The following is an 11,959-nucleotide window of genomic DNA, read 5'->3' as shown; positions in this document are numbered from 1 at the left end:
ACCAGATCAGGTTTTCGGCAGCGTGACACCGCGCTGACCCTGATACTTGCCGCCGCGATCGGCGTACGACACGTCGCACACCTCGTCGCTCTCGAAGAACAAGACCTGCGCGACGCCTTCGTTCGCGTAGATCTTCGCGGGCAGCGGCGTGGTATTCGAGAATTCCAGCGTGACGTAGCCTTCCCACTCGGGTTCGAACGGCGTCACGTTGACGATGATCCCGCAGCGCGCGTAGGTCGACTTGCCGAGGCAGACCGTCAGCACGGTGCGCGGGATGCGGAAATATTCGACGGTGCGGGCCAGCGCGAACGAATTCGGCGGGATGATGCACACGTCGCCCTTGAAATCGACAAACGAACCCTCGTCGAAGTTCTTCGGATCGACGATCGTCGAGTTGATGTTCGTGAAGATCTTGAATTCGTCCGCGCAACGGATGTCGTAGCCGTAGCTCGACGTGCCGTAGCTGACGATCCTGCGACCGTCCTCGGACTCGCGGACCTGACCGGGCACGAACGGCTCGATCATCTTGTGCTCTTCGGCCATGCGCCGAATCCATTTGTCGGACTTGATGCTCATATCGGGGCGCCTGGATACGCTGCGTGACGGTAGGTGTTAAGCAAAGGCCGCCGGTTCGAGACGGCGGCCGGGAAAGGCGCACATTTTACGCGATCATCGTCCCGGGCACGCGGCGGCCGTCAACGGATCACGCCGCAGGCCAGCGCGGGCCCCGCGCCATGCTGCGGAAACGCCGGATCGCTCGCGTCGCGGTGCACCAGCGCCGCGCGGCTCAGCGCCGAGCGCACGCCGTCGAGGGCCAGATCGGGCGCGACGATGAAACCGGCCGCGACGCCGTTCGAATCCGCATGGATGTTGCCGAGATCGCCGGCGACGCGCGCGCCCGCGCGCAGCCGGTCGGCGGCCGGCGCGAACACCTGGCCGGCGCTCGAGCCGTCGCCCGCGTTGCAGTCGCCGCGTTCGTGCACCTGCAGCGCGTGGTCGCTGTTCGGCGGCAGGCCGACCAGGTTGTAGGTGACCTGCACGCCGTCGGGGCGCTCGACGAACGTGACCGCGCCGCGCGCCTGCGAGCCGACCGTCGGCTGCAGTTGCGCGTCGGCCCGTTTTTCGTGCGACGAGGAAAAGGCGGTACAGCCGGCCAGCAGGCCCAGCGCGGTGGCGGCCAGCAGCGCGCGCCGCGCGCGGCCGGCGCGCACGCCGTGATGTCGTTGTTTCATTCGATCCTCATGCCGGCTGGCGGCCATTCGAGACGACGGCCGCGCCGGGCGGGTAAAGGGACCCGGGAAAAGTCGCCATGATACCGCGCCTCGCGGCGCCGTAAGCAGCGTGAGGCCCCGCCCCGCAAGGGTTTTACGTATTTTGAACAACGATCGACGGGAACTTCGACGTCATGTCGCGCGATCGCTCGGCAATCGCCAGCGCGACGCCGCGCGCGATATCGCGGTAACGACGCGCCAGCGCGCCGTCCGGCTCGGCCGCGACGGTCGGCGTGCCGCTGTCGGCGCGCTCGCGGATCGCGATGTCGAGCGGCAGGCTGCCGAGCACGGTCACGTCGTAATCCTTCGCCATCCGCTCCGCGCCGCCCGCGCCGAAGATGTGCTCCTCGTGGCCGCAGTTCGAGCAGATGTGGATGCTCATGTTCTCGACGATGCCGAGGATCGGAATCCCGACCTTCTCGAACATCTTCAGCCCCTTCTTCGCGTCGAGCAGCGCGATGTCCTGCGGCGTCGTGACGATCACCGCGCCGGTGACGGGCACGCGCTGCGCGAGCGTGAGCTGGATGTCGCCCGTACCGGGCGGCATGTCGACGATCAGGTAGTCGAGCTCGCGCCAGTTGGTCTGGCGCAGCAGCTGCTCGAGTGCGGACGTCGCCATCGGGCCGCGCCACACCATCGGGTTGTCTTCCTCGATCAGGAAGCCGATCGAGTTCGCCTGCAGCCCGTGGCCGACGAGCGGGTTCATCGACTGGTTGTCCGGCGACTCGGGGCGCTGGCCGTGGATGCCGAGCATCGTCGGCAGCGACGGGCCGTAGATGTCGGCGTCGAGAATGCCGACCGACGCGCCTTCCGCGGCGAGCGCGAGCGCGAGGTTCACGGCCGTCGTGCTCTTGCCGACGCCGCCCTTGCCCGATGCGACCGCGACGATGTTCTTCACATTCGGCAACAACTTCACGCCGCGCTGCACCGTATGCGCGACGATCTCCTGCGACACGGCGACGCGCGCGTCGCGCACGCCCGGCACGGCCTGCAGCGCCGCGACGACGCGCGCGCGCACGTCGTCGTGCTGGCTGCGCGCCGGATAACCGAGCACCACGTCGAGCGCCACGACATCGCCGTCGATCGCGACGTTGCGCACGCCCTTGTTCGCCGCGTACGGGCGGCCGGTATTGGGGTCGACGACTGCCGCCAGTGCGGCGTCGACTTGTGCCCGGTCAATGCTCATCGAAACTCCGTGAAAACGTTTTTCTCGCGCGCAAACGTCAAAAAATATCAAATTACGCTGCGAAAGTCGGGAAAAGTGAAAGAATCTGTTGCACGCCATTGCGCGAACGCGCGACCCGGCGCACTCTTCGCGTGCGGCATGCTATAGGGCCAAATCGGCCACTTACCGCCTATATTGTAGAGGCTGACGCGCCGCGCTGTCCGAACAGCCACGCTGACGGACAGGGCATGCGACCGCCTCGGCGGCTGCCGCGAGCGCAGGCCGGCCTTCCTTTTTCGGACGGCCCGCGCAGGAAGCCGTAACTGTTGTTTGTCGTCGTTGTCGACTCGTTCAACCAAGAGAGGAATCCAACATGAACATGAAAATCGCGACTCGCCTGTCCGTCTTCGCACTCGCCGGCGCGCTGCTGGCAGGCTGCGCCACGCAGCAGGGCAACAATGCGGCCGTCGGCACCGGCACGGGTGCGGCGCTGGGCGCAGGCATCGGCGCACTGGCCGGCGGCGGCAAGGGCGCGGCGATCGGCGCGGGCGTCGGCGCACTGGTCGGCGGCGTGACGGGTTACAACTGGCAAGCGATCAAGAACAAGCTCGCGCCGTCGGCAGCGCAGACGGGCACGCAGGTCACCGAACAGCCGGACGGCTCGCTGAAGCTGAACGTGCCGAGCTCGGTCACGTTCGCGACGAACCAGTACGCGATCACGCCGGCGTTCACGCCGCTGCTGAACGACCTGGCGACGACGCTGAACCAGAACCCGCAAGTGACGGCGTCGATCGTCGGCTACACGGACAGCACGGGCTCGGCGCAGCTGAACCAGACGCTGTCGCAGAACCGCGCGCAAAGCGTCGTGAACGCGCTCGTGCAGCGCGGCGTGAACGGCGGTCGTCTGTCGGCGCAAGGCATGGGCGCATCGAACCCGATCGCCGACAACGCGACCGAAGCCGGTCGCGCGCAAAACCGCCGCGTCGAGATCTATCTGCGCGCACCGCAACAGCATCAGTAAGCGCGACCACGAGAGGAAACGTGCGGGCGCCCTGCCCGCACAGCCCCGCCTGACAAGGCTTTCGGCGGGGTCGGTAACAAATCGAAAAAATTTTCGAACTTCTGTCGCAGGCCGTGGTCAGTATTTACGGTACGTGGCTGGTGTTGCCGGCGCGTCACCATTCTCCTCTTGTCGTTGTTGCTCCGGGGCCGTATCCGCCCCGGTTTTTTTTGCCTGCGAAATTCGTGCTGCAACGCAGCACAATGCTGTCGGGCATGCCGCATGAGCGGCTCTGCCCCGTCTGCCGCCCGGTCCGCGGCGCGTGCCCGCCGCGCCGGCCCGCGCCCCTGCTAGAATCGCGGTTTCCCGTCGTTTTCTGCTGTCCTTTTCCAGACCCTATGTCCGCATCCGACCTCACTTCCGTGCAGGCTGCGGCGCCGCAAGGCGGCCGCCAGATCCTCGTTACGTCCGCACTGCCCTATGCCAACGGGCAGATCCACATCGGCCACCTGGTCGAGTACATCCAGACCGACATCTGGGTGCGGGCGCTGCGAATGCACGGCCACGAGGTCTACTACATCGGCGCCGACGATACGCACGGCACGCCGATCATGCTGCGCGCTGAGAAGGAAGGCCTGACGCCGAAGCAGCTGATCGACCGCGTGTGGACCGAGCACAAGCGCGACTTCGACAGCTTCGGCGTGTCGTTCGACAACTTCTACTCGACCGATTCGGAAGAAAACCGCGTGCTGAGCGAGAAGATCTATCTCGCGCTGCAGGAAGCCGGCCTGATCGCCGAACGCGAAATCGAGCAGGCCTACGATCCAGTCAAGGAAATGTTCCTGCCGGACCGCTTCATCAAGGGCGAGTGCCCGAAGTGTCACGCGAAGGACCAGTACGGCGACAACTGCGAAGTGTGCGGCTCGACCTACCTGCCGACCGAACTGCTGAACCCGTATTCGGTCGTGTCGGGCGCGACGCCGGTGCGCAAGATCTCGAAGCACTACTTCTTCCGCCTGTCCGATCCGCGCTGCGAATCGTTCCTGCGCGAATGGGTGAGCGGCCTCGCGCAGCCCGAAGCGACCAACAAGATGCGCGAATGGCTCGGCGACGCCGGCGAGGCCAAGCTCGCCGACTGGGACATCTCGCGCGACGCGCCGTACTTCGGCTTCGAGATCCCGGGCGCGCCCGGCAAGTATTTCTACGTGTGGCTCGACGCGCCGGTCGGCTACTACGCGAGCTTCAAGAACCTGTGCGACCGCAACGGCATCGATTTCGATGCGTGGATCCGCCCGGGCTCGAAGACCGAGCAGTACCACTTCATCGGCAAGGACATCCTGTACTTCCACACGCTGTTCTGGCCCGCGATGCTCGAGTTCTCGGGCCACCGCACGCCGACCAACGTGTTCGCGCACGGCTTCCTGACGGTCGACGGCGCGAAGATGTCGAAATCGCGCGGCACGTTCATCACCGCGCAGAGCTACATCGACACGGGTCTGAACCCCGAGTGGCTGCGCTACTACTTCGCCGCGAAGCTGAACGCGACGATGGAAGACATCGACCTGAACCTCGACGACTTCCAGGCGCGCGTGAACAGCGATCTCGTCGGCAAGTACGTGAACATTGCGAGTCGCGCGGCAGGCTTCCTGATCAAGCGTTTCGACGGCCGCGTGCAGGACAGCGCGATGAATCATCCGCTCGTCGCGAAGCTGCGCGATGCGATCGCGCAGATCGCCGCGAGCTACGAAGCACGCGAATACGGCCGCGCGCTGCGCCATACGATGGAGCTCGCGGACGAAGTGAACGCGTACGTCGACGGCGCGAAGCCATGGGATCTCGCGAAGGATCCGGCCAATGCGGTCGCGCTGCACGAAACCTGCAGCGTGAGCCTCGAAGCCTTCCGCCTGCTGTCGCTCGCGCTGAAGCCGGTGATGCCGCGCGTGGCCGAAGCGGTCGAGGCGTTCTTCGGGATCGCGCCGCTCGCGTGGGCCGATGCCGCGAAGCCGCTGTCGTCGGCACAGCCGATCAAGGCGTATCAGCACCTGATGACGCGCGTCGATGCGAAGCAGATCGAAGCGCTGCTCGCCGCGAACCGCGATTCGCTGCAGGCCGAAGCAACGGGTGCGGCCGCCGCGAGCGCGAACGCCGCGAAGGATGCGAAGAGCAATGCCAAGGCGAACGCGAAGCCGGCCGTCGCGAACGGCGCCGACGACGCACCGATCTCGATCGACGATTTCGCGAAGATCGACCTGCGCATCGCGAAGATCGTCGCGTGCCAGGCCGTCGAAGGCTCGGACAAGCTGCTGCAGCTCACGCTCGACGTCGGCGAGGAAAAGACCCGCAACGTGTTCTCGGGCATCAAGTCCGCGTACCAGCCGGAGCAGCTCGTCGGCAAGCTGACGGTGATGGTCGCGAACCTCGCGCCGCGCAAGATGAAGTTCGGCCTGTCCGAAGGGATGGTGCTCGCCGCGTCGGCCACCGACGAGAAGGCGGAACCGGGCCTCTATATCCTCGAACCGCACAGCGGCGCGAAGCCCGGCATGCGCGTGAAGTAAGCGGCGCGCTGCCTGAGCAACAACCCCGCACGTCGGTAGCGTGCGGGTTTTTTTTTGCCTGCGCCACGCCGTTGCCGATGCTGACCTTGTTAGCGCCAATGACATCTACCAACGCTGCTTTCCGTTTGCAACGGCCTGCGAGATTACCCCGACGCCAACGCAAAAATCCGTCAAAACCATACATGTCCCATGGATTCAATGCTCCGGGATGAGTAACTTTTCACACGAGAGCCCTTGAGCAGCAGATAGGTGCCTTCGATTTCTCAATAATCCGACGGGAGAAGTAAGATGGCGCAGGATATTTTCTTGAAGCTCACGGGTATCGAGGGCGAGTCGACCGATCGCAGTCATTCGAATGAAATCGAGGTACTTACGTGGACCTGGTCGGTAAGCCAGCAATCCAATATGCACATGGGAAGCGGTGGTGGTGCAGGCAGATGCACCGTTGACGATCTAACGTTCGAGCACTATATCGATCGCGCCACACCGAATCTGATTCAGTATTGCTTGATAGGCAGGCCCCTCGACAGGGCTGTGCTGGTGATGCGCAAAGCTGGCGGCAAACCACTCGAATACCTGAAGATCACGATGGAGGACGTGCTCATTACCGGAGTCAAGCCGGTTAGCAACCCCAACATGCGGGTCCCGCGCTAAGAAGTTCGATTGTCTTTCTCGCGTGTGAAGCAAGAATACGTGATTCAGAACGCTCAGGGCGGTAGCGTCGGAACAGTGGGCATGGGTTACGACATTAAAGCCAACAAGACCATCTGACAACGGGACATATCATGCTGTTCATTTCAAAACAAGGCCATGTCGATGCTGAGCGCATCCAGGTCAAGATATTCTCGGAAATTGAGCGAGGCCCGATGAACAAGATCAATGGAATCGTTGTTCATCAAACAGACGGTCCAACAGCAGAAAGCACCTTTAATAGCTACAGGAAAAAAGGTGCCAATGGCGCACATTTCCTAATCGACAAAGACGGAACAATCCATCAAACAGCTTCACTACTCAAAAGAACCAATCATGTTGGTAAACTCAAATCTCGCTGCATCATTACACATGAATGCCCTGCCGCGGAATTGAAGATAGCATCCGGAATAGAACACAAATATACAAAGCTATCGATTCACGAGCACAAAAAAACATGGCCGAATCGCTATCCATCGAACAACGACTCGATTGGCATTGAATTAGTTGGAGAATCACATGACAAAGACAAGCCCGGCACTAACCGGAAGGAGAAGATTTACGAAGATGTTACAGGGAAGCAAAATTCATCTCTTCGATGGCTAATCAAAGAATTAACAGAGACTCTTTATATTTCACCCCAGGAAATTTATCGCCACCCCCAGCTATCCTATAAAACACCGACAGAAGCAGCCACCGCAAGATGGTAAATTCCCGGCCGACCAGACTCTTGCTCGCACTTGTTTTTATAACATTACAAACAACAACCCAAGCAAGAACCGTAAAAAAAGCGACGATCGATGAAACGGGATTAAATCTTGACACCCAGGACTCCAATTTGATGGAAGGGTGCAAGAAATTTAAGCCAACGATCAACCAAGTGAGACATTATTTCGAAAAGGCATATCCTGTCGAGAGCTACACGATTACGACAGAACGCTACTCCCCCTGCTACACCACCGGGACAATTACATTCAGCGACAACAGCTCAGGCAAATTTCAACTATATTCAGGAGGAACTTCGACATTATTTTGGTCAAGAGGCGGATCAGTCAACTTGCTATATAAAAGAAATAAGTGGCACGATCCCTTTGCTTGCAACTATGGCCTTGGCGACGAGCAAGAATGCTGAACCAGACTCTTGAGGCCCCCGTGCCCCCGACGTGCAGAAGGCCAGGGGCCATCCCCGGTGCCCTGTCATGCCTCCTCCCTCACCGCTGCCCGAACCACCGATCGAAGCGCCGCGTGTAATTCAGGTCGACGCCCTGGAACGTGCCGCCGTACGCGGACACCGACCAGAAGCGCGTCAGGTTGATCGTCGCCTTGAACGCGTTGCTCGCCGATTGAAGCCCCTGCTCGAAGCCGAGCACGAACCGCTCGTTGATCGCCTTCGACACCAGCACGACCTGCGAATCGGTCAGGCCGACTTCGCTGCGGCCGACCGAGACCTCGTCGAGGCCGAAGGTCTGCGCGACGCGCTTGCCGGTCACGCTGCCGAGCAGCCCGAGTGCCGCCGTCATCGCCCCCTGCTGGCCGACGTTGTTGCCCTGGTCCGTGCCGTGCCCGAACAGCAGCCACGACAGCTTTTCGTTGTCCGTGACGTTCGGCTCCGACACGAGCTTGACCGTCGCCGACTGGATCGTGCCCGTCACCTGCACGCCGGCCTCGACCTCCTGGTTGCGCCGCATCGCGAGGATGTTGACGCCCGGGTTCGACACGGGGCCGTTGAACGTGAAGAAGCCGTTCTCGACCGCGAGCTTGCGGCCGAACGTCGTGTACGTCGAGCCTTCGGTCACGCGCACGTTGCCGACCGCGCGCAACGGCACGCCCGGCGCGCTCATCACGGTGATCGTGCCGCGCAGCCCGAGATCCGCGCCGTGGCCCTTGAAGCGGAAGTTGTTGCCGAGGCCGACGTCGATGTTCGCGCGCGGCGCCAGCGACGGCGCCGGTTTGTTCTCGACCGGCTTCGGCTTCGCGACCGCGGTGCCGGTCGGCGTCTCGCCGCGCACCGTGCCGTCCGGCCGCACGATCACGACGTCGTCGGACAGGTGCGGCGCCGATTGCTCGGGCAGGTCGAACAGCGCACGGTCGACCACGAACTTGCCGTCGATCGACAGCGCGCCGCGCGGCCCGTCGTTCGCGACGGTGGCCTTGCCCGACAGCGACAGCTTGCGGTCCGGCGCCGCGAACAGTTCGAGCTTGTCCGCGACGATGCTGGCGGTCAGGTCGGGCGCCTCGCCGTCCAGGCGCACGCGGCCGAGCGCGCGCAGCGTGCCGTCGCCGCCGTGAAATTCGACCTGCTCGAATTCGACGAGGTTGTCCGACAGCTTCACGCGCACGATGCCGTCCTTCAGTTGCACGCCCTGATCGATGAGCGTCGCGGACAGGTCGTCGCCCGTCAGCGTTCCCGACAGGTTCGGTTTCACCGGCGTGCCGGAGACCGTCAGCTTCAGCGCCGCGCGCCCGCCGAGCAGGTAGCTCGGCCCGAACAGGTTGCCGGTGGTCTTCAGCGTGGGGATGTCGGCGTCGATGCGGCCCGACAGCGGACCGTCGTCGACGATGCCGAACACGCCGTCGCGCAGCGCGAACGGCACCGCGACGTTCGCGTCGAGCGTGCCGATCCGGCTCGCCTTCGCGAGCGCCGTCACATTGAGCCGGTTGCCGGGCGCGAAGCTCGCGCGTGCGGACAGATCGGTCAGGCCGAGCGATGCGATGCCGCGCCCGGTCTCGATCGTCACGTCGCCGCCGCGGCGCTTCACCTGCACGTACCCCGTCGCGTTCGCACCGAGCGAGAAATCCCAATCGGCATCGAGCACGACGTCGGTCCGCACCGGCGGCCGCTGGCCGGTCAGCGCCTGGCGAACCTCGAGGAAACGCGCGACCGATGCGCCGGTCACGGCGCCCGCCGAGCGCATCTGGCCGCGATCGAACACGAACGATTTCAGGTCGATCGACGCGCCTTCGAGCGTGAGCCGCGTCGCGCCGAGCGTCACGCGCCCGGCGCCGGCCGATATCGTCAGCGGCGCCTGCAGCGCGAGCGCCGGCGTGCCGCGATTCGCAAGCCGCGTGACGGTGCCGTTCCAGCTCATGCCGTCGCGGTTCTCGACCACGCCGCCGTTCGCCGCGAGCGTCAGGTCGATCACGCGGCCGCCGGCATTCCCGAGCGCCGATGCGTCGAGCGTGTGCTTCGCGCGCGTGCCGTCGAGGTTCGCGCGCAACGACTTCAGCTTGAACGAGCCGAGCGCGACGTCGGCCGCGTCGGTCGTGAACACGAGCGCGCCGTGCGCGCCGTCGCGGATGTCCGCGCGGCCCTGCGCCGAGCCGATCCGGTTCGAACCGACGACGACGTGCTCGGCCTTGTAGCTGGCCGTCACGTTCGGATGCGCGAAGCTGCCGGTCAGGTCGCCCTGCGCCTGCACGAGCCCTTCGACGCCGAAGCCGAGCCGGTCGAGCTGCGGCGCGTCGACGACGAAGCGCAGCCGGTCGCCGGGCGCGCCGAAGCTGCCGCGCAGGTCGACGTGATTGCCGGCAATCGACAGGTTCGCGTTGCTCGGCAGGATCCGCGAGCCGGCGAGCTGCACGACGCCGGCGCCGGTCAGCGGCACGCCGTCGTACAGGCTGTCGCCAAGCTTGAAGGTCGCCTTCGTCGAGACCTGCGGCGCGAACGCGCCCGATGCCGTCAGCGTGCCCGACACGCGCGTCTCGCCGCGCTTGGCCGGCGCCTTGACCGCCTTCGCAGGCGCCTTGCCGCCGCCCGCCTTCGGTGCGCTCATCGCGGCGAGCAGCAGCGGATCGAACGCCGTCAGCGTCGCCTTCGCGTCGTAGCTCGAATGCGCGTCGTGGCGGAACACGCCGGTCAGGTCGATGCGCCCCTTGCCGGCCGTCACGCGCGTGTCGGTCAGCACGGTCTGCTTCTGCGTCAGCGCGACCTTGGCGCGCGCGCCGAGCGCGAGCTTGGGGTCATTCAGGTCGAAATCGACGGTCGTCACGTCGCGCGCGAGCGTGACGCCAAGCGGGCCGCCGAGGCGCATCGGCCGCAGCTCGGCGACGAACGCGTTCAGGTCGAGGTTCGCGACCTTCAGGTCGAAGCGGCCCTTGCCGCCCGCGAGCGTGCCGCCGCCGGTCACGCTGCCGTCGCGGATCAGCTTCAGCGCGAGGCCGTCGATCCGTTGCGCGTGCGCGTCGAGATGCACGTTCGCGTGCGCGTCGATCAACGGCAGCAGATGGTCGCCGAGCGTGCCCGGCTTCGCGTTGACGATCGACACCGGGCCCGTCACCGCGAACCCCTTCGCCGGCGCCGAACCGGCCGGCGCGCTCACCGGCGCGAGTTCCGCGCGCACCGCGAGATCGGCCGCCGGGGCGCCGGGCGACAGCGCCTGCGGGTTCACGTGATCGAACGCGAGCGACGCGCGCGTGAGCGGCACGGCGCCGAACGGCGCGGCCTCGACGTGTGCGCGCCCGTTCAGCTTCATCCCGCTCGCATCGACCTCGGCGACGAGCGCCTCGAGCGAGCCCGACACGCGGGCCCGCGCATCGACCGCTTCGTCGGACAGCTTGCCTGCATAGGTGGCTTCGCCCGTCAGCGCGAACGGCTTCACGCCGTCGAGCTTCGCCCGCGCGGTCAGCGCGCCGTACGGCGTATCGACGCCGTCGAGCACGAGTTCATGGTGCCGGCCGTCGCTGCGGCCGTTCAGCGCGAGATGGTCGAGCTGCGTCGTCGATGCGCCTTCGTGAATGGCGAGGCGGTCGACGCGCAGGTCGTCGATCCGCACCTGCAGCGGCAGGCTCAGGTCCTGCGGCGTCGTACCGGGCGTCGACGGCCCCGGCGCGATCCGCACGTCGATCGTGCCGGCACGCAGATAGGCGACGGACAGCCGCCACGGCGCGCGCGTCAGTGCCCAGCGGCCGTCGAGCCGGTCGATGCGAACTTCGGTGCCGGTGCCGTCGGGGCTGGTCCATGCGAACCCGCGCAAGCGCACGCCGGTCGCGAGCGAGCCCCCCTCGAGCGTGCCCGCGAGCCGCGTGCCGAGCACCTTGCCGGCCGCCTGCCACGCGAGCCGCGTCCCGCGTTCGGTCGTCACCGCGCCCAGCACGAGCCCCGCCGCCAGCACGACGAGCAGCACGACCGTCGCGAGCGTCCACGCGACGACCCGCCACGCGCGGCCGCGGCGCGGCCCGCGCGGCGGCGTGTCGGGCGCGCCGTCGGGCGAATCCGGATCGTGAGGCGGCGGCGTGTCGTTCGGGTCCTTCGTCATGCGGTTCGTCGTGGATAGGACGG

General features: G+C 65.3%; 7 protein-coding genes and 1 pseudogene. 4 read left to right on the top strand and 4 right to left on the bottom strand.

Annotated features, from left to right (window positions below; genetic code table 11):
- Positions 1–6 precede the first annotated feature (6 nt).
- From dcd to apbC, 3 genes are all read right to left on the bottom strand, one after another.
- On the bottom strand, positions 7–576 hold the full coding sequence (dcd, locus tag HWX09_RS29420; RefSeq protein WP_027785134.1) for a dCTP deaminase: 570 nt from the start codon (positions 574–576) through the stop codon (positions 7–9).
- Between the two features lie 119 nt (positions 577–695).
- On the bottom strand, positions 696–1,232 hold the full coding sequence (sodC, locus tag HWX09_RS29415; RefSeq protein WP_027785135.1) for a superoxide dismutase [Cu-Zn]: 537 nt from the start codon (positions 1,230–1,232) through the stop codon (positions 696–698).
- Between the two features lie 133 nt (positions 1,233–1,365).
- Positions 1,366–2,457: an iron-sulfur cluster carrier protein ApbC gene (gene apbC / locus HWX09_RS29410; RefSeq protein WP_027785136.1), complete on the bottom strand. Its 1,092-nt coding sequence runs from the start codon at positions 2,455–2,457 to the stop codon at positions 1,366–1,368.
- Between the two features lie 352 nt (positions 2,458–2,809).
- Between apbC and HWX09_RS29405 the strand changes: the two genes are divergently transcribed.
- From HWX09_RS29405 to HWX09_RS29390, 4 genes and pseudogenes are all read left to right on the top strand, one after another.
- The gene (locus HWX09_RS29405; RefSeq protein WP_027785137.1) at positions 2,810–3,457 is read left to right on the top strand and encodes an OmpA family protein; all 648 of its coding nucleotides are present in this window, start codon (positions 2,810–2,812) and stop codon (positions 3,455–3,457) included.
- A gap of 377 nt (positions 3,458–3,834) precedes the next feature.
- Entirely contained in the window at positions 3,835–5,991 is a 2,157-nt protein-coding gene (gene metG / locus HWX09_RS29400; RefSeq protein ID WP_027785138.1) for a methionine--tRNA ligase, read from the top strand.
- 288 nt (positions 5,992–6,279) lie between these two features.
- Positions 6,280–6,762, top strand: a pseudogene (locus HWX09_RS29395) (type VI secretion system tube protein Hcp).
- A 14-nt stretch (positions 6,763–6,776) separates the two neighbouring features.
- Positions 6,777–7,391 carry a peptidoglycan recognition family protein gene (locus HWX09_RS29390; protein ID WP_080681359.1) on the top strand — a complete coding sequence of 205 codons (615 nt, stop codon included), beginning with the start codon at positions 6,777–6,779 and terminating at the stop codon, positions 7,389–7,391.
- Between the two features lie 501 nt (positions 7,392–7,892).
- Here HWX09_RS29390 and HWX09_RS29385 read toward each other — a convergent pair.
- Positions 7,893–11,936, bottom strand: a complete 4,044-nt coding sequence (locus tag HWX09_RS29385) for a translocation/assembly module TamB domain-containing protein (protein WP_027785139.1) — start codon at positions 11,934–11,936, stop codon at positions 7,893–7,895.
- Positions 11,937–11,959: the final 23 nt, after the last annotated feature.

Origin of the sequence: Burkholderia sp. BCC1208 (assembly GCF_902833095.1) — a bacterium.
GTDB lineage: Bacteria > Pseudomonadota > Gammaproteobacteria > Burkholderiales > Burkholderiaceae > Burkholderia.
The sequence above is the reverse complement of the archived record's forward strand: the minus strand, read 5'-3'. Positions and strand labels throughout refer to the sequence as shown.